Origin of the sequence: Nocardioides coralli, assembly GCF_019880385.1 — a bacterium.
GTDB lineage: Bacteria > Actinomycetota > Actinomycetes > Propionibacteriales > Nocardioidaceae > Nocardioides > Nocardioides coralli.
The window spans coordinates 2,288,189-2,313,306 of sequence record NZ_CP082273.1; the positions used below are offsets into that span (position 1 = coordinate 2,288,189).

A 25,118-nucleotide genomic window follows, 5' to 3' on the forward strand; every position below is an offset into this window, starting at 1 on the left:
GGTCTCAGCCGGGGATCAGGCCGTCGCCGCTGAGCAGGTCACGCACCTCTTCCAGGCTGGCGTCGGCCGGCGGCAGGATGAGGTCGGAGGTGTCGAGCGTCCCCTCCGCGTGGGGTACGGCGCTGTCGCGGACCCGGTCCAGGAGCGCCCCGAGGGCCTTGGCGAACACCTCGTCGTCGCCGGCCTCGACCGCCTGCTCGACGGCGTCGTCGAGGGCGTTGAGCGAGTCGATCGACTCCTCCGGGACGTCGAACTGCCCCTCGCCCAGGATCCGGATGATCAAGGAGTGCCGTCCTCGGTCGACTCCTTCTGCGGCTCCTCGGCCAGGATGTCGGTGCCCTCGATCGCCTGCGGCTGGCTCTTGGACTTCAGCTGGGCCAGCTCCGCCTCGACGTCGGACTCCGAGCTCATCGCGTCGAGCTCACGCGAGATGTCGTCGCCGCCCCCGATCTGGCTGACGTCCTCGAGGGCGCCGGAGGCCAGGAGCTCGTCGATCGCGCCGGCCCGCGCCTGCATCTGGGCGGTCTTGTCCTCGGCACGCTGTATCGCGAGGCCCACGTCGCCCATCTCCTCACCGATGCCCGACATCGCCTCGTTGATCTTGGTCTGGGCCTCGGCCGCGGTGTAGGTGGCCTTGATGGTCTCCTTGCGGGTCCGGAACGCCTCGACCTTGGCCTGGAGCCGCTGCTGGGCCAGCGTCAGCTTCTCCTCCTCGCCCTGCAGCTGGGCGTGCTGCGTCTTCAGGTCGTTGATCTGGGAGGTGAGTCCTGACTTGCGGGTCAGCGCCTCGCGCGCCAGGTCCTCGCGGCCGACCCCGATCGCCTTCTCCGCCTGCGCCTGCAGCTTGGCCTGCTGCTGCTCCAGCTGGTTGACCTGCAGCTCCACGCGCTTGCGGCTGGTGGCGACGTCCGCCACGCCGCGGCGTACCTTCACCAGCAGGTCCTGCTGGCGCTGGTAGCTGTAGTCCAGCGTCTCCCGGGGGTCCTCGGCGCGGTCGAGGGCCCGGTTGGCCTTGGACCGGAAGATCAGGCTGATGCGCTTCATGAGGCTCATGGGGCAACCCTAGGACCAAACCCCAAGGCGTGCGAGCGCTGCCCGCCGACCCGGGTAGGGTTGGGAGGTCCGCCGTCCCGTCGACGAAAGCACGTTCGTGTTCCGCCGAACCAAGTCCGAGTCCCCGACCACCGCCACCCCGGCCCCCAAGCCGGAGGGCAAGGGTCGTCCCACCCCCTCACGCAAGGAGGCCGAGGCGGCCGCCCGCGCCCGGGCGAAGGCCCCGCGGACCCGCCGCGAGCAGGTCCAGCAGCAGCGCAAGCAGCGGGCCGAGTCAAGCCGCAAGGTCCGTGAAGCGATGCGGACGGGTGACGAGCGCTACTTCCTCTCGCGCGACAAGGGACCGGTGCGCCGCTTCATCCGCGACTTCGTCGACAGCAGGTTCTCCTTCATCGAGCTGGTGCTGCCGGTGATGATCGTGACCCTCGTGCTCAGCTACTCCGGGAGCACCCGACTGGCGGGCATCGGCAACCTGATCCTCATGGGCATGTTCTTCCTGGTGATCATCGACCTGATCACCCTGCGCTTCCGGCTCCGCCGCGAGCTGGCGGCGCGGTTCCCGGACGAGCCCACGAAGGGCACGACGTGGTACGCCCTGAGCCGGTCGATGCAGATGAAGTTCATGCGGATGCCGAAGGCGCAGGTCAAGATCGGCGAGCCGCTGCCCGACCGCTACCGGTGACCACGCGCCGGCCCGCGAGGACGGCTGCTCAGGCGTCGTAGTCGAGGACCACCCGCGCCGCCGTCGGGTGGGACTGGCAGGTCAGGACGTAGCCGCGCTCCACCTCGTCGGGCTCCAGCGCGTAGTTGGCGTCCATCTGGACCGTGCCCTTCAGCAGCTTGGCGCGGCACGTGCCGCACACGCCCCCCTTGCAGGCAAAGGGCAGGTCCGAGCGCACCTCGAGCGCGGCCTCGAGGACCGGCGGACCGTCGGGCCGCAGCGGGAAGTCGCTGGCACGACCGTCGAGGCGGATCGTGACCTCCGCGGCCCCGTCGGCGCCGTCGTCGAGCGAGGCGACCGGCGCCCTCGGCACCGGGTCGGCGTGGAACAGCTCGGTGTGGATCCGGGTCGCCCCGAGATCGGTCAGCGTCTCGCGCAGCGCGACCACCATCTGCTGGGGGCCGCACAGGAACCAGTCGTCGGCGTCGGCGAGGTCGTAGGCCTTGACGATCTCGAGGAGCCGGTCGCCGTCGAGGCGCCCGGAGAGGAGCTCGACGTCCTGCCGCTCGCGGGAGAGCACGTGGATGATCTGGAACCGGTCCGGGAACCGGTCCTTGAGGTCGTGCACCTCGTCGAGGAACATCACCGAGCGACTGGTGCGGTTGGCATAGACCAGCGTGACCCGCGACCCCGGCTCGCCCTCGAGGACCGCCGCCACGATCGAGAGGACCGGGGTGATGCCCGAACCGGCCGCGACGGCGACGTACTGCTTCGCCGCCTCCGGGTCGAGGGTGGTCGTGAACCGGCCTGCGGGTGTCATCACCTCGAGCTCGTCACCGACCTGCAGCGACCCCACGACCCCGTCGGAGAAGGCTCCGCCCGGGAGTCGCTTCACCCCGATGCGCAGCACGCCCGACGAGGGCGGCGTGCAGATCGAGAAGCTGCGGCGTACGTCGTCGGCGCCACGCACCGAGAGGTGCTGGCCGTGCACGAACCGGTAGTCCTCGCGCAAGTCGTCGGGGACGTCGAACGTGATCGCGACCGCGTCGTCGGTCAGCTCGTCGATGGCCGCCACGCGCAAGGCGTGGAGCGCTGCATGGCCGCTCACAGCACCGATCCCTTCACTCGCCGTCTCCCGCTTTCCCGCGTCGTCCTGCACCCGCCCGTGGCGTTGCGGGCTCCCGGCTCGCTCACAGCACTGGACCGTTCACTCGCCGTCGCCCGCTTCCTTGCGTCGGTCGTGCACCCGCCCGTGGCGTTGCGGGCTCCCGGCTCGCTCACAGCACTGGACCGTTCACTCGCCGTCGCCCGCTTCCTTGCGTCGGTCGTGCACCCGCCCGTGGCGTTGCGGGCTCCCGGCTCGCTCACAGCACTGGACCGTTCACTCGCCGTCGCCCGCTTCCTTGCGTCGGTCGTGCACCCGCCCGTGGCATTGCGGGCTCCCGGCTCGCTCACAGCACTGGACCGTTCACTCGCCGTCGCCCGCTCCCCCGTGCTCGTGCACCCGCCCGCGGCGTTGCGGGCTCCCGGCTCGCTCACAGGGGCTTGAAGTGGTCGAACGGCTCGCCGCAGGCCCGGCACACCCACAGCGCCTTGCAGGCGGTGGAGCCGAACCGGCTGGACTCGCGCGTGTCGGGACTGCCGCACTGCGGGCAGCGGACCGACAGGGTCAGCGGCACCGGCCCGTCACCTCGGGCCGCGGGCGGCGCGACGCCGTAGGCCTCCAGCCGGGCACGGCCCTCGTCGCTGATCCAGTCGGTGGTCCAGGCGGGCGAGAGGACGAACTCGACCTCGACGCGGCGGTAGCCGGCGTCGCTCAGCCGCGCGACGAGGTCGTCGCGGATGGTCTCCATCGCCGGGCAGCCGGAGTAGGTCGGGGTGATCACGACGTGGACCCGCCTCTCGTCGTCGACCGAGACGTCGCGCAGGATGCCGAGGTCCTCGATGGTCACGACCGGCAGCTCCGGGTCGGGCACCTGGGCGGCCACCCGCCAGGCCTCGGTGCGGACCGGAGTCGCGGTCACCACGTCGCCCCCGGGTGGGACCGGGTGAGGTGCTGCATCTCGGCCAGCAGGTAGCCCATCTGCTCGGTGTGGATCCCGCGCCGGCCGCCGCCGCTGGCGGGGGTCACCTCGGGGAGGGCCAGCGTGGCCTGCTCCACGACCGGGACGATCCGCGCCAGGACCGGCTCGCGCAGCGCGGCGTGGTCGGTGGCGACCCCCTCCTCGACCAGGGCGGGGTCGAGCCAGGAGGTGTCGAAGAGCTCCTCGAGGTAGCGGAGCTCGTCGTCGAGCGCAGCCTGCATCCGGGCGTGCGACTCCTCGGTCCCGTCACCGAGGCGCACCACCCAGTGGGCGGCGTGGTCGAGGTGGTAGGCGACCTCCTTGACGGCCTTGCCCGCCACGCCGGCGACCGTCGGGTCGCTGCTCGTGCGCAGGGCGTCGTAGAGCTCGCTCTGCCACGCCGCGAAGAGCAGCATCCGCGCCATGGCGACGCCGAAGTCGGTCTGCTCGCGCTCGACGAGGTGGCCGTTGCGGAAGTCGCGCTCGTCGCGGAAGTAGGCGAGGGCGTCCTCGTCGCGCCCCTCACCCTCGAGCTCTCCGGCGCGGGCGAGCAGCGCCCTGGCCTGGCCCAGCTGGTCGAGGCCGATGTTGGCGATGGCCACGTCCTCCTCCAGCTGGGGGGCACGGCTGATCCACCAACCCAGTCGCTGAGCGGAGATCAAGGCGTCGTCAGCCAGCGCCAGGACGTAGTCGTAGGGCGTCGTCCCGACGGCATCGCGTGGGGTGGTCACAGGTGCTCCACTCCCTCGGGGATGTCGTAGAAGGTCGGGTGGCGGTAGATCTTGTCGCCTGCGGGGTCGAAGAACGCGTCGCGCTCGTCCGGGGTGCTGGCCTCGATGTCGGAGGACCTGACCACCCAGATCGAGACACCCTCCTGTCGCCGCGTGTAGAGGTCGCGTGCGTTGCGCAGCGCCATCTCGGCGTCGGGGGCGTGCAGCGAGCCTGCGTGGACGTGGGACAGGCCGCGCCGGGAGCGGACGAAGACCTCCCACAGCGGCCAGTCACGGGTCGCGCTCATGCGGCACCTTCCTCGCGAGCGGCCTGCTTGGCGGCGTACGCCGACGCTGCCTCGCGCACCCACGCGCCGTTCTCGTGGGCGCTGACGCGGTGCGCCATGCGCTCGGCGTTGCACGGGCCGTTGCCCTTGATGACCTCGAACAGCTCGGTGAAGTCGATCTCCCCGAAGTCGTAGTGACCCCGCTCCTCGTTCCAGCGCAGGTCGGGGTCGGGCAGCGTCAGGCCCAGCGCCTCGGCCTGCGGCACGGTCATGTCGACGAACCGCTGCCGCAGGTCGTCGTTGCTGAAGCGCTTGATCCCCCACGCCATCGACTTCGCGGTGTTGGGCGAGTCGTCGTCGGGCGGGCCGAACATCATCAGCGAGGGCCACCAGTAGCGGTCGACGGCGTCCTGGGCCATCGCCTTCTGGGCCGGGGTGCCGTGGGCGAGCGTGTGGAGGATCTCGAAACCCTGGCGCTGGTGGAACGACTCCTCCTTGCACACCCGCACCATGGCGCGGGCGTAGGGACCGTAGGAGCAGCGGCACAAGGGGACCTGGTTGGTGATGGCGGCGCCGTCGACCAACCACCCGATGGCGCCCACGTCGGCCCAGGTCAGGGTCGGGTAGTTGAAGATCGAGGAGTACTTCTGGCGACCGCTGTGGAGCTGGTCGAGCAGGTCGGCACGGTCGGCGCCGAGGGTCTCCGCGGCGGCGTAGAGGTAGAGCCCGTGACCGGCTTCGTCCTGCACCTTGGCCATGAGGATGGCCTTGCGTCGCAGGCTGGGGGCGCGGCTGATCCAGTTGCCCTCGGGCTGCATCCCGATGATCTCGGAGTGGGCGTGCTGGGCGATCTGCCGGATCAGCGTCTTGCGGTAGCCCTCCGGCATCTCGTCGCGCGGCTCGATCCGGCCGTCGTCGGCCAGCACCGCCGAGAACGAGGCGGGTTCGTCAGGGTCGGCGGCCCGCGGGGGCCGGGCATCCCCTGACCCGTCGGGCGCGGTGAAGTCGTTGCCGTACACACCCTCAGAATACCACGGTTTGTTACACGATGCAGAATCGAGGCTGATGTGTGTAACAGACGCGATGGATGTCAGGATGATGCGCATGAGCTCCCCGAGTGCCGACGTCTCCTGCCGCGTGGCATGGTCGGACGACGCCCCTGCCATCGCTGCCCTGCAGCTGGCGGCGCGACAGCACGACCTGGCCGGCGTCGTACCCGACGCGGCGTTGCAGGTCGACCCGGACGTCGCCGCCGCCGCGTGGCAGCGGACGCTGACCCGTCCGGACGACGCCCGCGTGCGGGTGCTGGTCGCCCTCGAGCGCAACCGCGTGGTCGGGTTCGCCATCACCTCGCCTGCGGGCGACCCCGACACCGACCAGGTGGCGGACGCCGAGCTCCTGGAGTTCACGATCGACCCGCGCGAACGCGGCAAGGGGCACGGCTCGCGCCTCCTGCAGGCGGCCGTGGACACGATGGCGGCCGACCGGTTCACCCGCTCCGTGACCTGGCTGATGGCCTCCGACGACGCCCTGCGCGGTTTCCTCGAGTCGGCGGGCTGGGCACCGGACACCGCCCACCGTGAGCTCGACCTCGACGGGACGGGCACGACGACGGTCAAGCAGGTGCGCCTGCACACCACGATCGCCGAAAGTGCTTGAAATCCTCGACGGGTGAGGGATGCTGGGAGACCGAATGTCATCGTCGACCGAGACCGGCAGGAGAGGGAGCGCGTGATGGGACCGCTGCCCCAGCTCTACAAGATCATCATCGTCGTCCTGGCAGTCGGACTCTCGCTCGGAGCGGGCCTCTGGCTCGCGGGCTACGTGGTCCTGCCACTGGGCGGGATCGGGGTCGGACTCGCCGGCGGGGCGCTGCTCGCCTTCCTCGCGACGCGCGACTTCACCCACCGCCGTTTGCGCTGACCACCCACTTGTAGCCTCGCCGGGTGCACGACAGCGCGCCCGACGCCCGACGCTCGGCAGTCGTGCGCGACGGGCTCGGGGTCGGCCTGGCCACCGGCCTCTACGGCACCTCGTTCGGGGCGGTCTCGGTCGCCGCCGGCCTCTCTGTCGCCCAGACCTGTGCGCTGTCCCTGGTCATGTTCACCGGCGCCAGCCAGTTCGCCCTGGTCGGCGTCCTGGCGGCGGGCGGCTCGCCCCTCGCCAGCGGGCTCACCGCGCTCCTCCTCGGCACGCGCAACACCCTCTACGGCATCCGGCTCGCCCCCCTGCTGGCCTGGCGCGGCGTACGCCGGGCGGGTGCGGCCCAGCTGGTCATCGACGAGTCCACCGCCATGGCCCTCAACCGCGACACCCGCCCGCTCGCCCGGACCGGTTTCCTGGCGACCGGGCTCGCCGTCTTCGTCCTGTGGAACCTGTTCACCCTGGTCGGGGCGGTCGCCGGGGAGGCGCTCGGCGACCCGCGCACCTTCGGCCTCGACGCCGCCGTGGGCGCGGCCTTCCTCGCCCTGGTCTGGCCGCGGCTGGCCGACCGCCGCAACCGGTGGGTCGCGGTGGCGGCAGCCGCGGTCGCGCTCGGCCTGGTGCCGGTCACCGCTGCCGGCGTACCCGTGCTGGCCGCGGGTGGTGTCGCGCTGCTGGTCGGGCTGCTCTCCCGGCGCCCTGACCCCACCGAGTTCCCGGAGGCGGCGCGATGACGCTCTGGCTGACCGTGCTCGGTGCCGGGCTGGCCTGCTACCTGCTGAAGCTGGCGGGGCTCTCGTTCCCCGCCGGGCTGCTGGAGCACCCCGTCGCGGAGCGGGTGGCGGACCTGCTCCCGGTCGCCCTGCTCGCGGGACTGGTGGCGGTCCAGGTGTTCTCCTCCGGACCCTCCCTGACCGTGGACGCGCGGCTCGCGGCGCTGGCGGTCGCCTTCGCGCTGCTGCTCGTGCGTGCGCCGTTCCTCGTCGTCGTGTTCGGGGCCGCGCTGGTCGCGGCGCTGCTGCGGCTGCTCTGACCCGTCAGCCGAGGTCGAGGAGCTCCTCGAGCCCCACGGTCAGACCCGGCCGGGCCGCGATGGCTCGCAGCGCGGTGAGCACTCCCGGGGTGAAGGACGCCCGGTGCAGCGAGTCGTGGCGGATGGTCAGCGTCTCCCCCAGACCGCCGAGCACCACCTCCTGGTGGGCCACCAGCCCTCTGATCCGCATGCCGTGCACCCGGATGCCGTCGACGTCCGCACCGCGAGCACCGTCCATCGACTGGGTGGTGGCGTCCGGCACCGCCCCGAGGCCCGCGTCGCGTCGCGCGGCTGCGATCAGCTCCGCCGTACGCCGCGCGGTGCCGGACGGCGCATCGGCCTTGTCGGGGTGGTGGAGCTCGACCACCTCCACCGACTCGAAGAAGCGAGCCGCCTCGGCGGCGAACCGCATCATCAGCACGGCCCCGATGGAGAAGTTGGGCGCGATCAGCACCCCGGTGCCCGGGGAGTCGGCCAGCCAGCCGCGGAGCGTCTCGAGGCGGTCGGCGTCGAAGCCGGTCGTGCCGACGACCGCGTGGATGCCGTGTCGGACGCAGAACTCGAGGTTGTCCATGACCACGTGGGGGTGGGTGAAGTCGACGACGGCCTCTGCGCCCGCCTCGACCAGCGACTCCAGCGGGTCGCCGGCGTCCACCCTGGCCACCAGCTCGGTGTCGGCCGCCTCCTCGACGGCCCGGCACACCTCGCTGCCCACCTTGCCGAGCGCTCCCAGCACACCGACCTTCATCGTCTCCTCCACAGCGTCGTCACGCCCCACAACCTAGCGTCGGGGGTCTTGCGCGGCAGGGGTGACTGACGGGGAGCCCCGGTAGTGGCAGTCTTGGCCCATGCCGACGCAGCAGATCCCCGCCCGGATCAAGTGGGCCGTGGACCTCATGGACGTCCAGCCCCAGGACAACGTGCTGGAGATCGGGTGCGGGCCAGGCTACGCCGCGGAGCTGATCTGCCAGCGGCTCGAGACGGGCAAGCTGTTCGCCATCGACCGCTCCGAGTCCGGCGTCGACCGCACCAAGCGGCGCTGCGCCTCCTACCTCGAGTCCGGCCGCATCACGGTCCGGCAGATCGACCTGGCGACCCTGCGGGTGCCGGTGAAGCGACTGACCAAGGTGTTCGCCTTCAACGTCAACCTCTTCTGGGTCCGCGACTGCGCCGACGAGGTCGCCCTCCTCCACGAGCGGCTGCTCCCGGGCGGGGGCGTCTACCTCTTCTACGAGACCAAGATGCCCGAGCTGGTCCCCAACATCGTCCGCAAGTCGTCCGAGGCGCTCTCCGCCGCCGGCTTCCGGGTGTCGGTGGTCGAGCAGAAGGCCCCGCCGGTCGTGGGGATCATCGGCAAGAGGTGACGGCTGAGCCCGGATCCAGTCGGAGTGACGGCTCGGCGCGGTTCGAACCGGCACGAGTGACGGCTCGGCGCGGTTCGAACCAGCACGAGTGACGGCTCGGCGCGGTTCGAACCAGCACGAGTGACGGCTCGGCGCGGTTGGAACCAGCACGAGTGACGGCTCGGCGCGGTTGGAACCAGCACGAGTGACGGGTCAGCGGGTGGGGCCGACCACAGCGAGGATCTCGGGTTGCCGGAACAGCGTCGCCGCGACCGACCGGACCTCCTCGGGGGTGACGCCGTCGACCCGGCCGATCACCTCGTCGAGCGACAGCAGCTCGTCGTAGATCAGCTCGGCCTTGCCCAGACGGGACATGCGTGAGCCGGAGTCCTCCATCCCCAGGACCAGCCCGCCACGCAGCTGCCCCTGCCCCCGCGCGAGCTCCTCCTCGGTGATGCCCTCGTCCGCCACGCGCGTGAGCTCGGCCCGCACCGTCGCGAGCACGTCGTCGACCCGCCGCGGCAGGCAACCGACGGAGACACCGACGAGGCCGGCGTCGTGGTGGTGCGAGGCGAAGCTGAAGACGTTGTAGGCGAGCCCGCGGTGCTCACGGACCTCCTGGAAGAGCCGGGAGGAGGTGCCGCCGCCGAGGGCCGCGTTGAGCACGCCCAAGGGGTAGCGGCGGTCGTCGTGACGGGTGAAGCCGTTGACGCCCAGCACCAGGTTGACCTGCTCGAGGGGCCGCGTGACCGTGCTGCTCCCGGCATGGACCCGGCGGACGCGGACCCCGGACTGCGGCACCACGGGCGGCTCCTCGCGGTCGAGGAAGCCGTTGCGGGCGAAGGCCCGCTGCACGTCACGGACCACGTCATCGTGGTCGAGGTTGCCGGCAGCAGCGACCACCATGTTGGCGGGCCGGTAGTGGCGCCGGAAGAAGCGCGCCACCTGGGCGCGTGTCAGTGAGGCGATCGAGTCGGCCGTGCCGGCGATCGGGCGGCCGAGCGGCCCCTCCCCCCACGCCTGGCGCGAGAAGAGGTTGTGCACGACGTCGTCCGGGTCGTCCTCGTGCATCGCGATCTCGTCGAGGATGACGTCACGCTCGGCCTCCACGTCGGACTCGCGCAGCAGGGAGTCGGTGATCATGTCGCCGAGGACGTCGACCGCCAGCGGCAGGTCGTCGTCGAGCACCCGTGCGTGGAAGCAGGTGTACTCCTTGGTCGTGAAGGCGTTGAACTCGCCGCCGACCGCGTCGAGGGCCACCGAGATGTCGAGGGCTGACCGGCTCCCCGTCCCCTTGAAGAGCAGGTGCTCGAGGAAGTGGGAGCAGCCGTGGAGGCTGCGGCTCTCGTCGCGTGAGCCGACGCCGACCCACACCCCGACGCTCGCGGAGCGTACGCCGGGCATCTGCTCGGTGATGACGCGCAGCCCGCCGGGGAGCACCGTGCGGCAGACCCGCGAGGCGACCTGCCCGTCGGGCCCGTGGACCGTCTCGAGCGTGCGGGTCGCGCCGACCCGCTGGTCAACGGACAACCGGCCGGGGGTGTTCCCCCGGCCGGTGGTCCGTGCGCTGCTCATCGAGGTCACTCGGACTCGTCCGACTCCTCGCCGCTCTCCTCGACGACCGGGACCAGCGACAGCTTGCCGCGGTCGTCGATCTCGGCGATCTCGACCTGGACCTTCTGTCCGACCGCGACGACGTCCTCGACGGCGTCGACCCGCTTGCCGCCGGCGAGGGCGCGCAGCTTGCTGATGTGCAGCAGCCCGTCCTTGCCCGGCAGCAGCGAGACGAAGGCACCGAAGTTGGTGGTCTTCACGACCGTGCCGAGGTAGCGCTCGCCGACCTCCGGCATCGTCGGGTTGGCGATGGCGTTGACCGCCGCCCGGGCGGCCTCGGCGGCCTCGCCGTTGGTGGCACCGATGTAGACCGTGCCGTCGTCCTCGATGGACAGGGTCGCACCGGTGTCGTCCTGGATCTGGTTGATCACCTTGCCCTTGGGGCCGATGACCTCGCCGATCTTGTCGACCGGCACCGTGATCGTGAGGATCCGCGGCGCGTGGACCGACATCTCCTCGGGCGCGTCGATGGCCTCGGCCATGACGTCGAGGATCGCGAGCCGGGCGTCGCGTGCCTGGGTCAGCGCGGCGGCGAGCACCTCGGCGGGGATGCCGTCCAGCTTGGTGTCGAGCTGGAGGGCGGTGACGAACTCGCGGGTGCCGGCGACCTTGAAGTCCATGTCGCCGAACGCGTCCTCCGCGCCGAGGATGTCGGTCAGCGCGACGTAGGACGTCTCGCCGTCGACCTCACCGGAGATGAGCCCCATGGCGATGCCGGCGACCGGCGCCTTGAGCGGCACACCAGCCTGCAGCAGCGACAGCGTCGAGGCGCAGACCGAGCCCATCGAGGTGGAGCCGTTGGACCCCATCGCCTCGGAGAGCTGGCGGATGGCGTAGGGGAACTCCTCACGGGAGGGCAGCACCGGCAGCAGGGCCCGGCGGGCCAGGGCACCGTGACCCACCTCGCGACGCTTCGGCGAGCCGACCCGACCGGTCTCACCGGTGGAGAACGGCGGGAAGACGTACTTGTGCATGTAGCGGCGGTGCTTCTCGGGCGACAGCGTGTCGAGCTGCTGCTCCATCTTCAGCATGTCGAGGGTGGTGACACCCAGGATCTGGGTCTCGCCCCGCTCGAAGAGCGAGGAGCCGTGGACGCGGGGCACCACGCCGACCTCGGCGTGCAGCGGCCGGATGTCGGCCAGGCCACGCCCGTCGATGCGGACCTTGTCGCGGAGCACCCGCTCGCGGACCAGCTGCTTGTTGAGGGACCGGAACGCCGCCCCGATCTCCTTCTCGCGGCCCTCGAACTGCTCGGCGAGCTGGTCGAGCAGCCCCGCCTTGATCTCGTCGAGGCGCTCCTCACGCTCCTGCTTGCCGGCGATCGTGAGGGCCTCGGCCGTCGCCTCGCGCACGGCACCCTCGACGGCCTCGTAGGCGTCGTCCTCGTAGTCGAGGAAGACCGGGAACTCCTGCACCGGCTTGGCCGACTGCTTCGCCAGCTCGACCTGTGCCTCGACGAGCTGCTTGATGAAGGGCTTGGCCGCGTCGAGGCCGCTGGCGACGACCTCCTCGGTCGGCGCCTGGGCGCCGCCGCGGACCAGCTCGATCGTGCGCTCGGTGGCCTCGGCCTCGACCATCATGATCGCGACGTCGCCGCTGTCGGTGACCCGGCCGGCGACGACCATGTCGAAGACGGCGTCCTCGAGCTGGGCGTGGGTCGGGAAGGCCACCCACTGGCCGTCGACCAGCGCCACGCGGACGCCGCCGACGGGGCCGGAGAACGGCAGGCCGGAGAGCTGGGTGGAGATCGACGCGGCGTTGATCGCCAGCACGTCGTAGGGCATGTTCGGGTCGAGCGCCATCACGGTGATGACGACCTGGACCTCGTTGCGCAGCCCCTTCTTGAAGGTCGGGCGCAGGGGGCGGTCGATGAGGCGGCAGGTGAGGATGGCGTCCTCGCCGGGACGACCCTCGCTGCGGAAGAACGAGCCCGGGATCTGCCCGACGGCGTACATCCGCTCCTCGACGTCGATCGTGAGGGGGAAGAAGTCGAAGTGGTCCTTGGGCTGCTTGGAGGCCGTCGTGGCCGACAGCAGCATGGTCTCGTCGTCGAGGTAGGCGGTCACCGAACCGGCGGCCTGACGGGCCAGCAGGCCGGTCTCGAACTTGACGGTGCGGGTGCCGAACTTGCCGTTGTCGAGAACGGTCTCGACAGCGGAGATCGTGGGTTCAGAGCCAGACATGAAGAGTGGTCTCTACTTTCGTTCGCGGAGCGATCCCGCGAATGACCCGCGCTGAGGTGGGTGGCCGGTCTTCGATCGAGGCCCGCAGCGCCGCCCCGCCGAGGCGGGTGGGTCCTGAGGGCCACTACCGAGGACCGGGCCGACGTTCGCGGATCGCTCCTGGATTTCTGGTGGTGTTCAGTTGTGGTGCTGCCTGCAGGCTAGCGCGCCCTTACCCGGGCGCCGGATGCGCCGACGAAATGTGCGAGGAGGGCCCGCGATGGCGGACCCTCCCACAACGTCTCAGCGGCGCAGACCGAGGCGCTCGACCAGCGAGCGGTAGCGCGCGATGTCGGTGTCGCGCAGGTAGTTGAGCAGACGCCGACGCTGGCCCACGAGCAGCAGCAGGCCGCGGCGGCTGTGGTGGTCGTGCTTGTGCTGCTTGAGGTGCTCGGTGAGGTGGCTGATCCGGTGGCTCAGCAGGGCCACCTGCACCTCGGGCGAACCGGTGTCGCCCTCGGTCGTGGCGTACTCGGCGATGATCTTCTTCTTGGTCTCCGCGTCGGTACCGATCGACATGCGGGCTCCTTCCGGTTGCTCTCGTTGCGCGGCGCTCCGGGTCTGTCGTCCTCGGGGCACTCTCTGTCCGCGGCCGTTTCACGGCATCCGGAGGAGATTATCAGCGCGACGACCGGCGCTCCCAATCGCGGAGCGCCGGTCGTCAGCAGCGTGGTGTCAGGGCGCCGGAGGCGGGTCCTGCCGCTCCGTCGTCCGCTCCTGCGTGGTCTGCGTGCCGTCGGCGTGCGTCGTCGTGGCGGTGGTGGTGTGGCTGCGCCGCGCGTTGGTCTGCACGGCGGTGAGCACCACGACGAGGACACCCGCGAGCGCGAGGATCCAGCCGATCAGCGTGAGGTCGACTGCCTCGATCGCGTCCTGTACCGCGAGCGCGAGGATCAGCCCGATCGCCAGCAACGACACTCCGAGTCCGTAACCCATTCCTGGCCCCTTCCAGTAGGCCGACCGGACGGTCGGCACCGACACCGTAGCGACCGGGGCGCTCGATGCACGGACGCCACGCAGTTCCGCCCGTGCACGCAGGGACGACGAGCGGGTGTCGATTTTGTGCCCTGCCGATCGTCAAGGACCCGTCAGAGCGACACAATCGGCACGAGCAGAGGAGACGTCATGACCGAAACCTGGATGTTCCTGATCCGCGAGCCCGACTGGGACTCGGACCGCTACCTGCCGGAGAACCTGCCGGCCGACTTCCGCCCCGACCTGGATGCGGAGATGGCCGCACACGGGCGCTTCGCCCAGGCCGTCGAGGAGCTCGGCGGCAAGATCGTCAGCAGCTACGCGCTGCAGAACCACAAGCACGGCGGCACCGTGCGGCCCGGCAAGGACGGCGCCGAGGACGTGTGGAGCGACGCGTCGCTCGCCGACAGCAGCGAGGTGATCACCGGTTTCTACGCGGTGGAGTGCGACGAGGCCGTCGCCCGGAAGCTGGCCGTGCAGGTGCCGACCGGCGGCGTCGTCGAGATGCGCAAGGTCCACCCCTTCGAGTGACCCTCGATCCGGAGGCGTTCCGCACTGCCTGGCCCCAGGTCGTGCGGGCGCTGGCCGCCGCCACGCGCAGCCTCGATCTCGGCGAGGAGTACGCCGCGGAGGCGTTCGGCCGCGCGGCCGCCCAGCCCGTCGGGTCGGTGGACGACCTGGCAGCCTGGTGCGTCCGCGTGGGCCGCAACGCCTGGCTCGACGACCGTCGCCGCCAGCAACGCTTCGACCGGCTGCTCCCCGACCTCGCGGTCGACCCGGACCGGACCTCCGCCGCCATGGACCACGACCGCCTACCCGGGGATGCCCTCGACGACCGGCTCGCGCTGCTCTTCGTGGCCTGTGACGAGGCGCTCGCGCCCGGTGCCCAGCTGGTCCTCGCCATGCGGGTGGTCTGCGGCCTCTCGACCCGGCAGATCGCCGGGCACCTCGGGGTCCCAGAGGCGACGGCCGCGGCACGCCTCACCCGGGCCAAGGCCGCTCTCGCGGGAAGCGGCGCCGGGTTCGTGGTCCCCCGACGGGAGGTGCGGCAGGAGCGCCTGCCGGTCGTGATGGCCTGCGTGGCCGGTCTGCTGACGGTCGGCCAGCGGGAGGTAGTGGCGCCCGGTGACGCGACGGACGACCCCGCCCGCGACGCCCTCTCGCTGGCCGAGGCGCTGACGGCGGAGGAGCCCTCGGACCCGGAGGTGCTGGGCCTGCGGGCCGTGTGCCGGCTCGCTCTGGCCCGGCGGCCGGGACGGGTGCGCGACGGCGTGGCGCTCACCCTCGACGACGCCGACCGCACCGCGTGGCACCCGCGGCTCCTGGCGGCCGGGCTGGAGGACGCGGCTCGCGCGGCACGCCTCGCGCCGGTGCCGCCGGGCCGCTTCGTCCTGGAGGCGGCGATCTCGGGGGTGCATGCCGCGGCGCCGAGCGCCGAACGGACCGACTGGGACCGGCTGGCCGGCCTCTACGACGCGTTGCAGCGAGCCTGGCCGTCGCCGGCGGTGGAGGTGGCCCGCCTGGTCGTCGCCGGACGCCGGCACCTCCGGAACGGCCGCGACCCCGCGACGGTGGTCGCGGGGCTCGAGGCCCTCGTCGCCGACGGGCCGGCGTACGCCGCCCGGGACGCCGGGCTGGCACTGGCGGACCTGGCCCGCAGGACCGGGCGGGTGGAGGAGGCCGCCGCCCGGTACCGCGAGCTCGCCGAGGTCGTCCCCGAAGGTCCGCTCCGGGAGTTCTGCCGGCAGCGGGCCCGGGGCTGAGCAACGCCAGCCCCGGGTCCGGTCACCGCCCGGGGGTCAGGCGCTCACCTCACCGAGCGCCGCGATGACCTCCGCCGGCGTGCCAGCCGCCCGGAGCCGGGCGATGGCCTCGTCGTCGGTGAAGATCCCGGCCAGGGAGGACAGCACCGCCAGGTGCTCGTCGCCGGTACCGGCGATCCCGACGACGAACTCGGCGGGCTGGCCGTTCCAGTCGACCGGCTCGGCGTACCGCACGAACGAGATCGCAGTTCGCCGGATCGACGGCTTCGACTCGTTGGTGCCGTGCGGGATCGCCAGGCCGTTGCCCATGAACGTCGAGACGGACTGCTCGCGCTCGTGCATCGCCTCCACGTAGGCCTCGTCGACGGCCCCCACCTCGACCAGGAGCCTCCCGGCCTCGGTGATCGCCTCGTCGCGGGAGGACGCGCGCCCCCCGAGGACGATCGACTGCTCCGACAGGATGTCGCTCACGTCCGCTCTCCTCACTCGTCCGCGTTGGCCTGGTCGACCAGCTCGACGATCTCGTCGTACTTCGGGCTGCTCATGAAGTTGTCGACCGACACGTGGATCGCCGACGGCGACTGCTGTCGTGCGCGTTCGGTGAGGTCCTGGTGGGTGACCACCAGGTCGACGTCGTCCGCGAGGTTGGCGATCGCCCGGTTGACGACCGTCACGTCGGAGTGTCCGGCGGCCTCGATCTTCTTGCGGAGGACCGATGCCCCCATCGCGGACGAGCCCATGCCGGCGTCGCAGGCGAAGACGATGGAGTGGATCTCCTTCGTCGTCGTGGCTGAGGTGCCGGCGAGGGCACTGCTGGCCACCGACGACTTGCCCTTCATGGACTCCATCTGGGCCGTCGCGCCGACGAGCTGGTCCTCGGGCTCCACGGCCTTGTCGAGGCGCAGCATCAGGGCCGCGACCAGGAAGCTGGCCGTCGCGCCACCGATGATGGAGAGCGTGACGCCGAGGTAGTCGGTGACGGTCGAGTTGGTCTGGATGTAGACCGCGAACACCGATCCTGGTGCTGCTGGTGCACGCAAGCCGACGTCGAAGAGCACGTTGATGAGGATCTGCGTGAAGCCGCCCGCGATCATCGCGACGATCAGCTTGGGCTTCATCAGCACGTACGGGAAGTAGATCTCGTGGATGCCGCCGAAGAAGTGGATGATGACCGCGCCGGGCGCCGAGGCCTTCGCGAGCCCCTTGCCGACCATCATGTACGCGAGCAGCAGCCCGAGCCCCGCGGCAGGGTTGGCCTCGAGCAGGAACAGCACGGACTCGCCCGAGCTCTCCACGTCGGCCGCGCCCAGTGGCGTCAGGATCCCGTGGTTGATCGCGTTGTTGAGGAACAGCACCTTCGCCGGCTCGATGATGAGCGAGGTGAACGGCAGCAGGTTGGTGTCGGTGAGGAACTGGATGCCTCGGCTGCCGACATTGACGATGCCGTCCATGATCGGGCTCATCGCGAAGAAGCCGAAGGTGGCCAGGATGCCGCCCCAGATGCCGGCGGCGAAGTTGTTGACCAGCATCTCGAACCCGGGCTTGATCTTGCCGTCCCAGGTCGCGTCGATCTTCTTCATCGTCCAGCCGCCGAGCGGGCCCATGACCATGGCGCCCATGAACATCGGGACCTCGGTGCCGGCGATGACACCCATGGTCGCGATCGCACCGACGACACCGCCACGGGTGTCGTAGATCATCTTGCCGCCCGTGTAGCCGATGAGCAGCGGCAGCAGGTAGGTGATCATCGGACCGACGATGCCGCCGCCCTCGAACTCACCCCAACCACCGATCTGGGCCACCCAGCCGTCTGGGGCCAGGCTGCCCTTCCCGCCGAGGTTGAGCCAGCCCACCTCGATGAACATCGCGGTGATGAGTCCCCAGGCGATGAAGGCGCCGATGTTGGGCATCACCATGTTGGACAGGAACGTCCCGAACTGCTGGACGCGTACGCGGGCCCCGGTCCGTGGGGCATCCGTCGTGGTCGCCATCTCTTCTCCTCCTCTACCGGACCGGGCGGTGACTCCGGTCACTTCGGATACCCCAGTGAACCACAGACTCGGGCACATTCACAAGGAGTCGGGCGCACTTTCTGGCTCGTTCGTGTGGATTTATGCCCGTTTTGCGACTATGGTGGCGGTGCTGCGCTCACCCGAGGCGGCACGAGACCCGAGCGAGGAGAACCGTTGAAGGCCCTGCGCTCCAAGGCACCCGAGGACGGTCGGAGGCCGCACAGCAGGGAGGGCGTCAGCGCGGGCGTGGCGCCCGGGGCAGAAGGTGGACCCAGCTCGCATCTCGCCTCAGCGGCCCCGGTGGATGTCCGGGGCTCGAGGCACCCGAACACGGAGGAACCATGACATCAGCGTACGACCGGTACCGCGCGGCCGATTTCGACCGGCCGCAGGAGAGCTGGGCCTGGCACGTGTACGGCGCGGGCGAGGAGAACATGGGCAAGGACGATCAACCCGAGCTGGTGCCCGTCCCCGCACCGGATGCCGACCAGATGCTGGTTCGCATCGACAGCGTGGGGCTCTGCTTCTCCGACGTGAAGATCCTCCGCGCCGGAGGCAGCCACCCGAAGCTCTACAACCGCGATCTGTCCACGGAGCCCACCCGACTGGGTCACGAGGTCAGCCTCACGGTCATCGAGGTCGGGGAGAACCTCGCGGACAGGTATCACGCCGGCCAGCGTCTGGCCGTGCAGCCCGACATCTATCAGGACGGCAAGAGCACGGCCTACGGCTACACCATTCCCGGCGGACTGATCCAGTACCACCTCATGGGCGCGGAGATGCTCGACACCGACGACGGTGCCTGCCTGCTGCCCGTGCCTGACACGATGGGCTATGCCGAGGCCTCCACGCTGGAGCCCTGGGGTTGCGTGATGGCGGCCTACACCCAGCGTCGCCGCCTGGAACCCAGGAAAGACGGGACCATGTGGATCATCGGCCGGCCCGGCGACGAGCGTGAGTACCTCTTCTCCTCCGGTCTGGACGCGCCAGCCACCATCGTGCTCACCGACGTGCCCCCCTCGGTGCACGAGCTGGTGGAGCAGACGTCGGCCACGAAGATCGTGCGCAACGGCGTCGGCACCGACGACTACCAGGCCCTGGTCGACGAGCTGACCGACGGCGCGGGCTTCGACGACATCGTCATGCTCGATCCCCGCTCCGCGGCGACGGTGGGGGCTGTGGCCGAGCACATCGCCCGGCGGGGCACCCTCAACCTGGTGGGCGAGACCGCCCTGGACGGCCTGGTGGACACCGACGTGGGGCGCCTGCACTACGACTACACCGCCTATCTCGGCGGCCGAGGACCGGACATCGCCGCCTCCTACGGGGAGGCGCGCAACCGCTGCGACCTGCGCTCCAGGGGCACCACCGTCTTCGTGGGTGCCGGCGGCCCCATGGGGTTGATGCACATCCAGCGAGCCATGCAGCAGCCCGACGGCCCCAGCAAGATCGTCGCCACGGAGGTGAGCGACGAGCGCCTGAAGAGCCTCGAGGGTCGCCTGGCCCACCTGGCTGAGGAGAACGACTGCGAGCTGCTCACCTTCAACTCCCAGACCGCGGAGGAGTCCCTCCACGACTTCGTCATGGGGATCACCGACGGCAAGGGGGCCGACGACGTGGTGGTCAGCGTCCCCATCGCCGCTGTGATGGCCGAGGCCGACACCCTGATGCGTCCCGACGGCATGCTGGTCTTCTTCGCCGGTGTCCCCAACGGCACCTTGGCCCCGTTGAACCTGAGCGCGGTCTACCTGGACAACGCCCAGTTCACCGGGACCTCAGGGCTGACCATCCACGACCAGCAGCAGGTGGTGGACCTGGCCAACCGGGGTGAGCTCTCTCCGGGATCCATCGTGGGCGCCGTCGGCGGCATGCGGGCGGCCAAGGACGGCCTCCAGGCCCTGGTCGACGGCAGCTACTCCGGGAAGGTCCTGATCTTCCCGCAGATCCACGACCTCCCCCTGATGGGACTCAACGAGCTGGAGGAGAAGCTGCCGGACGTCGCCGAGAAGCTGGGCCCTGGCAACACGTGGAACGACGAGGCGGAGAAGGCGATCTTCGACAGCCAGCTGAGCGGCTAGCGGCGACCTGGCGGCTGCGATGCACCGCGGGCGCATCCGCCGACGGCGCAGGAACTCCCGGCCGGTCCCCCGGTGTCCGTGGAAGCCTGGTGCGCGGCTACGGTCACCCCCGTGATCGTCTGGCTCAACGGCACCCACGGCGCGGGCAAGACCACGACCAGCACACTGGTTCAGCGGTTGCTCCCGGGCTCCCGTGTCTTCGACGCCGAGAAGGTCGGCGAGACCCTCATGGACATCTCGCCCGGCCTGCCGGCGACCGACAACTTCCAGCACTGGCCGCCGTGGCGGCCGCTCGTGGTGGACACCGCACGGCGGGTGCTCGACTACACCGGCGGCACGTTGGTGGTGCCGATGACGGTGCTGGTGGAGCAGTACTGGCGCGAGATCGCAGCTGGCTTGGGCGAGCACGGGATCCCGGTCCGGCACTTCGTCATCCACGCCGAGCAGGACACGCTCCGCCACCGCATCGAGAGCGCGACGCCGGTGCCGTCCCCGTTCCGGCTGCAGTACCTCGCGCCCTACGCCGAGGCGTCCCGGACCTGGCTGCACCAGGAGGCCGAGGTCGTCGACACCACCCACCTCACACCGGCCGAGGCCGCGCAGGAGATCGCCGCCAGGGTGGAGTCAGACCGGCGCTGACCCGAGGTGCTCCCGCACCGCCGTGACGACGCCGGCGGGCCCGAGCTCGACCAGGTCGCCGGCGTACCGGCCGTCGACGAGCAGGGACCCGGGCCGCGTGGCCTGGTTGGTACGCCGCAGGGTCGCCCGCAGCCCGTCGCCCCGAGCCGCGCGGAGCACCGCAGGGACCAGCCAGGCGGTGTTGCTTGCCGAGACGACCTGGACGTCGACCCCGGGCAGCTCCGCGCGCAACCGCCCGTAGGCGGCCGCCAGCACCCGCGTGGCGTGGTCGTGCTCGACGGGCTGCTGGCGGCGCCCCGCCACGGCGATGGGGTCACGGCTGTCCCCCGCGCAGCAGCCACTGCTGCCACGGGCGTCCGCCCACGGCCGCACCAGGACCACCCGCGTCGGCACGCCGCTCAGGGCTCCCGGCGTTGCTGCGCGCCGCCGACGGACTCGTCCACGTCCTCGGTGTCGGGAGGCAGCTCTCCGCGGCGCATGCGCTGCACCACCAGTGCGGCCTCGACGATCAGCCACATCGCCAGCACGAAGATGATGGCGTCGAGCGGTGCGAGCACCCACTCGCCGGCGTCCACGAAGTTCTTCAGGTTGACCAGGAGCGCCCACGACGTCATCACCAGCAGGAACACCAGCGGCACCACGACGGCCACGGGGTTGCGGCCACGCTTGGCGACCCAGACGGCGACGACCGTCAGCGCCAGTCCGGCGGTGAGCTGGTTGGTGGTGCCGAAGAGCTGCCAGAGCACCCCGAAGGTGTAGCCGGCCTCTCCGCCGCCTGGCAGCAGCGCCATCACCAGCGGAACGACGACGGCGATCGCCCCGGCGAGGGTCAGGTTGCGCGCTCCGGCGCGCCAGCCGGCGATCTCGGAGATCTCCTGGACGACGTAGCGCTGGAGCCGGACACCGGTGTCCATGGTGGTGGCGGCGAAGCTGATCACCACCACGGCCGCGAAGATCGCGCCGAGCTCGAGCGGTACGCCGAGGTTGTTGGCGAACACCGCGACCCCGTTGACGAAGTTGCCCACTGCCCCACCGGAGGCCGTGGCGAAGTCGGGGTAGAGCGCCTCCCAGTCGGTGCGGGTCGCGACGACACCGGCCGTCACGGCGAGCACGGCGCCCATGGCCAGGCTGCCCTCCCCCACGGCGCCCATGTAGCCGACGTAGCGGGCGTCGGTCTCCTTGTCGATCTGCTTGGCCGTCGTCCCCGAGGACACCAGCGAGTGGAACCCGGAGATGGCACCGCAGGCGATGGTGATGAACAGGAACGGGAAGATCGAGGGCGAGTCGTCGGGGACGTCGTTGACCACCGGCGCCACGATCGTGTTCCAGCCGACCAGGACCCCGAGGCCGATCACGCCGAGCGCGATGAAGAGCTGGTGGGAGTTGATGTAGTCCCGCGGCTGCAGCAGCATCCAGACCGGGAGCCGCGAGGCGATGAAGGCGTAGGCGAACAGGATGATCACCCAGAGGTTGCGAGCCATCTCGAAGCCCAGTGCCTCGGCCAGCGGGGTGATGTCGATCGGGACCTGCTGGCCGACCCAGATCAGGGCGTAGAGCGCGACGACGCCGACGAGCGAGGGGACCAGCGCCGGCGACCGGGTCTTGTAGATGTACTGGCCGATGCCGATCGCCAGCGGGATCTCCACGAAGATCGGGATGACCGCGCCCGGGTTGGCCACGAACAGGTTGCCGATCACGACTGCGAACACCGCGTTCACGAGCGTCAGCAGGAAGAAGATGATGACCAGGAACAGGGTGCGGGCGCGGACGCTGATGATGTCGCGGGCGATGGTGCCGATGTTGCGTGCCCGGTGGCGCACCGAGACCGCCAGCGAGCCGAAGTCGTGCACCCCCGCGGCGAAGATCGTGCCGACCACGATCCACAGCAGCGCGGGCCCCCAGCCCCAGAACACCGCGATCGCCGGCCCGACGATCGGCGCTGCCCCCGCGACCGAGGTGAAGTGGTGCCCGAAGACGACGTGCTTGTTGGTCGGCACGAAGTCGACCCCGTCCGAGAAGCGGTGGGCGGGCGTGACGTACGCGGGATCGAGCGCGTACACCTTCTCCGCGAGGTAGCGGGAGTAGTAGCGGTACCCGAGGAAGTAGAGCCCTCCGACCACAACGGCAACGACTACGGCAGGCATGGTCCGTCCTGACTATCGGCGACTGGGGGGTCCGGGGGTCAGTGTGGCCGTCGTCACGCGGCACCCGCAAGAGCCGCGCGCGACTCGCCTACGCTGGGCACCCGTGGACGACGGAGACCTGACACGGGTGATCGACACCGCCTCGGTGGGCGAGGTCGGGTGGGTCGACGAAGCCGGTGCTCCGCGGGCCGCTGCGGTGCTCCCCCTGCTGCGGGACGGCACACCGGTGCTCGCGCTGACGTTCGACCGCGTCGAGCTGGCGGTGTCGCTCTCCGGGGCTGCACGCGTCGACCTCCTGGTCCGCGAGCCCCGCAACACCGCGAGCGGGTGGACGCCGACGGCGTGGGCCTGCCGGACCAGGCTGGTCGAGGACCTCGACGGCGACCTCTACCGCGACGAGCTGCAGCTGCAGGAGCTGCGTCGCTACCCCCCGGCTCGTCGGTACGCCGACTCCCCCCTGCTGATGCGCGAGCACTGGTGGTTCCTGCCGCGACTGGTCGTGGTGCTCGAACCGGAACGCACGCTGTCACCCCCGCCGGCCCGGAGCGATGCCGCTGACCTCCTCCTCGTCACCGCCGACGGCGCCGAGCCCCGGTGCGCGGGTGTGCGCCGCGAGCCGTCAGGTCTCACGCACTCGTGGGGTCCGAGACCGACGCCGGGCACCGGGCTCGTGCTGGCGCAGGAGGCGTCGTTCCCCGACCTGGAGTCGTGGACTGCGTGGTCCCTGCCCGTGGCGGTCTCCGAGGCCGGGATCAGCGCACGCGAGCCGCTGCCGGACGTCGGTCCGGTCGGGCCACCCCGCCTGTGGGAGCGCTGGCGGGCCGAGCGGCAGCTGGCACGTGCTTGCCGTCGGGGTCTCGCCGCCTGGCAGTCCTGATCCCTCAGCTGCCGCTGAGCACCGTCCGGACGGCCTCGCGCGCGGCCTGGGGGTCGGGAGCCGCGAGGGCCGCCTCGGCAGCGTCCTCGCACTGCTCGGAGGTGACCGACGCCAGCATCGCGCCCACCGGCCGCACCGCGGCTGCCGCCATCGACAGTGACGTGATGCCCATGCCGACCAGGGCGCACGCGAGCAGCGGGTCAGCCGCGGCCTCGCCGCAGACCCCCACGGACTTCTGTGCCTGCCGACCCGCCTCGGCCGTGATGGCGATCAGTTGCAGCACGGCCGGCTGCCACGCGTCGGTGAGGTGGGCCAGGTCGGTCGCCATCCGGTCGGCCGCCATCGTGTACTGCGTCAGGTCGTTGGTGCCGATCGAGAGGAAGTCGACCGCCGCGAGCATCTGGTGGGCCAGCAGGGCGGCACTGGGCACCTCCACCATCACACCTGCCTTGAGGCCACGGGCGCGCACGTGCGCGGCGAAGTCGGCCGCCTCGGCCACGGTGGCCACCATCGGGGCCATCACCCAGGTCTCGGTGCCGGCCGCCTCGGACGCGCGGGCGATGCCGTCGAGCTGTCGGTCCAGCAGCCCGGGGTTGTCGAAGGAGAGGCGCAGGCCGCGCACCCCGAGGGCCGGGTTCTCCTCGTCGGTGAGGTTGGCGAAGGCGAGCGGCTTGTCCGAGCCGGCGTCGAGGGTGCGGACGACCACATAGCGGTCCTGTCCTCCGGGCCCGGGCTCGGCGAACGCGTCGAGCACCTCGCCGTAGATCTCGGCCTGCTCCTCGACGGAGGGCTCGTCCTTCCGGTTCAGGAAGGAGAGCTCGGTGCGGAAGAGACCGACGCCCTCCACCGGCGCCTGCGCTGCAGATCGCGCCGACTCCCCGTCGGCCACGTTGGCCAGGATCCGGACCGGCTTGCCGTCCGAGGTGCGACCCGGCCCCGCCCAGGCGGCCGTGGCGGCCCGCGCCTCGCGGTCGGCGGCCACCCGGCGCTCCGCGTCCTCGTGGTCGGGGTCGACCTCGACCGTTCCGGCCGTCCCGTCGACGAGCACCCGGGCCTCCGGGGCGACGTCGAGCACGCCCGCGGTCCCGACGACGCACGGAATGCCGAGCTGGCGCGCGATGATCGCCGTGTGGCTGGTCGGGCCTCCGCGCTCGGTGACCAGGGCCAGCACCACCTCGGGGTCGAGGCCCGCCGTGTCGGCGGGAGCCAGGTCCCCCGCGACGAGGATGCACGGCTGCTCGGGGACGGGTACGCCGGGCTCCGGCTCCCCCACGATGCGGGCCACCATCCGCCGCTCGATGTCACGGAGGTCGGTGGCCCGCTCGGCCATCAGACCGCCCATGCTGGTGAAGATCGCGACGAAGGAGTCGACGGCCTTGCGGACGGCGGTGAGCAGGTCGTCGCCGGCGGCCAGCTCCTTCTGCACCGCGCCGCGCAGCCCCTTGTCGCGGGCCAGACCGGCCGAGGCCGTCAGGACCTCGGCGGCCGCACCGGACGCGCGGTCCGCCTTGGCCGCGAAGCCGTCGGCGACCGCCGCCGCGACCTCGTCGTACCGGCCGAGGGCGGAGTCGGCGTCGGGGAAGGCGGCGGGGTCGAAGGAGTCGAGGGCGGACTGGGCGATCTCACCGCGGGCGAGCAGCACCGGCCCGTGGGCGATGCCGGGCACGACCGGGGTTCCGACGAGCTGGGTGGTGGAAGCCATGAGACAAGTTACGCACGTC

28 protein-coding genes are annotated in these 25,118 nt (G+C 71.2%); 11 read left to right on the forward strand and 17 right to left on the reverse strand.

The window, feature by feature from the left end; all coding sequences use genetic code 11:
- Positions 1-4 precede the first annotated feature (4 nt).
- Both pspAA and K6T13_RS11170 read right to left on the reverse strand, forming a co-directional pair.
- Positions 5-283, reverse strand: coding sequence for a PspA-associated protein PspAA (gene pspAA, locus K6T13_RS11165; RefSeq protein WP_222894651.1), 279 nt, complete (start codon positions 281-283; stop codon positions 5-7).
- Positions 280-1,053: a PspA/IM30 family protein gene (locus K6T13_RS11170; RefSeq protein ID WP_222894652.1), complete on the reverse strand. Its 774-nt coding sequence runs from the start codon at positions 1,051-1,053 to the stop codon at positions 280-282. The genes pspAA and K6T13_RS11170 overlap by 4 nt, the downstream gene beginning before the upstream one ends.
- A gap of 97 nt (positions 1,054-1,150) precedes the next feature.
- Between K6T13_RS11170 and K6T13_RS11175 the strand changes: the two genes are divergently transcribed.
- Complete coding sequence (locus tag K6T13_RS11175; protein WP_222894653.1) at positions 1,151-1,735, forward strand: DUF3043 domain-containing protein; 585 nt, start codon at positions 1,151-1,153, stop codon at positions 1,733-1,735.
- 28 nt (positions 1,736-1,763) lie between these two features.
- On the opposite strand, the gene paaE is transcribed toward K6T13_RS11175, so the two are convergent.
- From paaE to paaA, 5 genes are all read right to left on the reverse strand, one after another.
- Complete coding sequence (gene paaE, locus K6T13_RS11180; protein ID WP_249423744.1) at positions 1,764-2,822, reverse strand: 1,2-phenylacetyl-CoA epoxidase subunit PaaE; 1,059 nt, start codon at positions 2,820-2,822, stop codon at positions 1,764-1,766.
- Between the two features lie 427 nt (positions 2,823-3,249).
- Positions 3,250-3,738 (reverse strand): 1,2-phenylacetyl-CoA epoxidase subunit PaaD, encoded by a 489-nt coding sequence (gene paaD / locus K6T13_RS11185; RefSeq protein WP_222894654.1) that lies wholly within the window; start codon positions 3,736-3,738, stop codon positions 3,250-3,252.
- The gene (gene paaC / locus K6T13_RS11190) at positions 3,735-4,508 is read right to left on the reverse strand and encodes a 1,2-phenylacetyl-CoA epoxidase subunit PaaC (protein WP_222894655.1); all 774 of its coding nucleotides are present in this window, start codon (positions 4,506-4,508) and stop codon (positions 3,735-3,737) included. Before paaC ends, paaD begins: the two co-directional genes overlap by 4 nt.
- Positions 4,505-4,795, reverse strand: a complete 291-nt coding sequence (paaB, locus tag K6T13_RS11195; RefSeq protein ID WP_222894656.1) for a 1,2-phenylacetyl-CoA epoxidase subunit PaaB — start codon at positions 4,793-4,795, stop codon at positions 4,505-4,507. The genes paaC and paaB overlap by 4 nt, the downstream gene beginning before the upstream one ends.
- Positions 4,792-5,793, reverse strand: a complete 1,002-nt coding sequence (gene paaA / locus K6T13_RS11200; protein ID WP_222894657.1) for a 1,2-phenylacetyl-CoA epoxidase subunit PaaA — start codon at positions 5,791-5,793, stop codon at positions 4,792-4,794. Before paaA ends, paaB begins: the two co-directional genes overlap by 4 nt.
- An 85-nt stretch (positions 5,794-5,878) precedes the next feature.
- Here paaA and K6T13_RS11205 point away from each other — a divergent pair, with 85 nt between their 5' ends.
- The 4 genes from K6T13_RS11205 (at position 5,879) to K6T13_RS11220 (ending at position 7,730) form a co-directional block, all read left to right on the forward strand.
- Positions 5,879-6,433: a GNAT family N-acetyltransferase gene (locus tag K6T13_RS11205; RefSeq protein WP_222894658.1), complete on the forward strand. Its 555-nt coding sequence runs from the start codon at positions 5,879-5,881 to the stop codon at positions 6,431-6,433.
- Between the two features lie 72 nt (positions 6,434-6,505).
- Positions 6,506-6,697, forward strand: a complete 192-nt coding sequence (locus tag K6T13_RS11210; RefSeq protein ID WP_222894659.1) for a hypothetical protein — start codon at positions 6,506-6,508, stop codon at positions 6,695-6,697.
- Between the two features lie 23 nt (positions 6,698-6,720).
- Positions 6,721-7,431, forward strand: a complete 711-nt coding sequence (locus K6T13_RS11215; RefSeq protein ID WP_222894660.1) for an AzlC family ABC transporter permease — start codon at positions 6,721-6,723, stop codon at positions 7,429-7,431.
- The gene (locus tag K6T13_RS11220; protein WP_222894661.1) at positions 7,428-7,730 is read left to right on the forward strand and encodes an AzlD domain-containing protein; all 303 of its coding nucleotides are present in this window, start codon (positions 7,428-7,430) and stop codon (positions 7,728-7,730) included. The genes K6T13_RS11215 and K6T13_RS11220 overlap by 4 nt, the downstream gene beginning before the upstream one ends.
- A gap of 4 nt (positions 7,731-7,734) precedes the next feature.
- Here K6T13_RS11220 and dapB read toward each other — a convergent pair whose 3' ends face one another.
- Complete coding sequence (gene dapB / locus K6T13_RS11225) at positions 7,735-8,478, reverse strand: 4-hydroxy-tetrahydrodipicolinate reductase (RefSeq protein ID WP_222894662.1); 744 nt, start codon at positions 8,476-8,478, stop codon at positions 7,735-7,737.
- A gap of 100 nt (positions 8,479-8,578) precedes the next feature.
- On the opposite strand from dapB, the gene K6T13_RS11230 reads away from it, so the two are divergent.
- A complete protein-coding gene (locus K6T13_RS11230) occupies positions 8,579-9,094 on the forward strand; it encodes a class I SAM-dependent methyltransferase (protein ID WP_222894663.1) in 516 nt (171 codons plus the stop codon).
- 192 nt (positions 9,095-9,286) lie between these two features.
- On the opposite strand, the gene K6T13_RS11235 is transcribed toward K6T13_RS11230, so the two are convergent.
- The 4 genes from K6T13_RS11235 to K6T13_RS11250 form a co-directional block, all read right to left on the reverse strand.
- A complete protein-coding gene (locus K6T13_RS11235; RefSeq protein ID WP_222894664.1) occupies positions 9,287-10,648 on the reverse strand; it encodes a M16 family metallopeptidase in 1,362 nt (453 codons plus the stop codon).
- 5 nt (positions 10,649-10,653) lie between these two features.
- A complete protein-coding gene (locus K6T13_RS11240; protein ID WP_222894665.1) occupies positions 10,654-12,870 on the reverse strand; it encodes a polyribonucleotide nucleotidyltransferase in 2,217 nt (738 codons plus the stop codon).
- Positions 12,871-13,152: 282 nt separating this feature from the next.
- Positions 13,153-13,428: a 30S ribosomal protein S15 gene (rpsO, locus tag K6T13_RS11245; RefSeq protein WP_222894666.1), complete on the reverse strand. Its 276-nt coding sequence runs from the start codon at positions 13,426-13,428 to the stop codon at positions 13,153-13,155.
- 156 nt (positions 13,429-13,584) lie between these two features.
- The gene (locus K6T13_RS11250) at positions 13,585-13,845 is read right to left on the reverse strand and encodes a DUF6458 family protein (RefSeq protein WP_222894667.1); all 261 of its coding nucleotides are present in this window, start codon (positions 13,843-13,845) and stop codon (positions 13,585-13,587) included.
- 189 nt (positions 13,846-14,034) lie between these two features.
- Here K6T13_RS11250 and K6T13_RS11255 point away from each other — a divergent pair, with 189 nt between their 5' ends.
- Both K6T13_RS11255 and K6T13_RS11260 read left to right on the forward strand, forming a co-directional pair.
- Positions 14,035-14,415 (forward strand): YciI family protein, encoded by a 381-nt coding sequence (locus K6T13_RS11255; RefSeq protein WP_222894668.1) that lies wholly within the window; start codon positions 14,035-14,037, stop codon positions 14,413-14,415.
- A complete protein-coding gene (locus K6T13_RS11260; protein ID WP_222894669.1) occupies positions 14,412-15,647 on the forward strand; it encodes a DUF6596 domain-containing protein in 1,236 nt (411 codons plus the stop codon). The genes K6T13_RS11255 and K6T13_RS11260 overlap by 4 nt, the downstream gene beginning before the upstream one ends.
- Before the next feature lie 36 nt (positions 15,648-15,683).
- Here K6T13_RS11260 and K6T13_RS11265 read toward each other — a convergent pair whose 3' ends face one another.
- Complete coding sequence (locus K6T13_RS11265; RefSeq protein ID WP_222894670.1) at positions 15,684-16,118, reverse strand: PTS mannitol transporter subunit IIA; 435 nt, start codon at positions 16,116-16,118, stop codon at positions 15,684-15,686.
- Positions 16,119-16,129: 11 nt separating this feature from the next.
- The gene (locus K6T13_RS11270; RefSeq protein ID WP_222894671.1) at positions 16,130-17,638 is read right to left on the reverse strand and encodes a PTS mannitol transporter subunit IIBC; all 1,509 of its coding nucleotides are present in this window, start codon (positions 17,636-17,638) and stop codon (positions 16,130-16,132) included.
- A 362-nt stretch (positions 17,639-18,000) separates the two neighbouring features.
- Here K6T13_RS11270 and K6T13_RS11275 point away from each other — a divergent pair, with 362 nt between their 5' ends.
- Entirely contained in the window at positions 18,001-19,737 is a 1,737-nt protein-coding gene (locus K6T13_RS11275) for a zinc-binding dehydrogenase (protein WP_222894672.1), read from the forward strand.
- A 111-nt stretch (positions 19,738-19,848) separates the two neighbouring features.
- Positions 19,849-20,376: an AAA family ATPase gene (locus K6T13_RS11280; RefSeq protein WP_249423745.1), complete on the forward strand. Its 528-nt coding sequence runs from the start codon at positions 19,849-19,851 to the stop codon at positions 20,374-20,376.
- Here the strand turns inward: K6T13_RS11280 and K6T13_RS11285 are convergent.
- Together K6T13_RS11285 and K6T13_RS11290 are read right to left on the reverse strand one after the other, a co-directional pair.
- The gene (locus K6T13_RS11285; protein ID WP_222894673.1) at positions 20,362-20,769 is read right to left on the reverse strand and encodes a hypothetical protein; all 408 of its coding nucleotides are present in this window, start codon (positions 20,767-20,769) and stop codon (positions 20,362-20,364) included. The two genes, K6T13_RS11280 and K6T13_RS11285, sit on opposite strands and share 15 nt — an antisense overlap.
- 5 nt (positions 20,770-20,774) lie before the next feature.
- Positions 20,775-22,520, reverse strand: a complete 1,746-nt coding sequence (locus tag K6T13_RS11290; protein WP_222894674.1) for a carbon starvation CstA family protein — start codon at positions 22,518-22,520, stop codon at positions 20,775-20,777.
- 103 nt (positions 22,521-22,623) lie between these two features.
- Here K6T13_RS11290 and K6T13_RS11295 point away from each other — a divergent pair, with 103 nt between their 5' ends.
- Entirely contained in the window at positions 22,624-23,397 is a 774-nt protein-coding gene (locus tag K6T13_RS11295) for a hypothetical protein (RefSeq protein ID WP_222894675.1), read from the forward strand.
- A gap of 4 nt (positions 23,398-23,401) precedes the next feature.
- Here K6T13_RS11295 and ptsP read toward each other — a convergent pair whose 3' ends face one another.
- Entirely contained in the window at positions 23,402-25,099 is a 1,698-nt protein-coding gene (gene ptsP / locus K6T13_RS11300; RefSeq protein ID WP_222894676.1) for a phosphoenolpyruvate--protein phosphotransferase, read from the reverse strand.
- Positions 25,100-25,118: the final 19 nt, after the last annotated feature.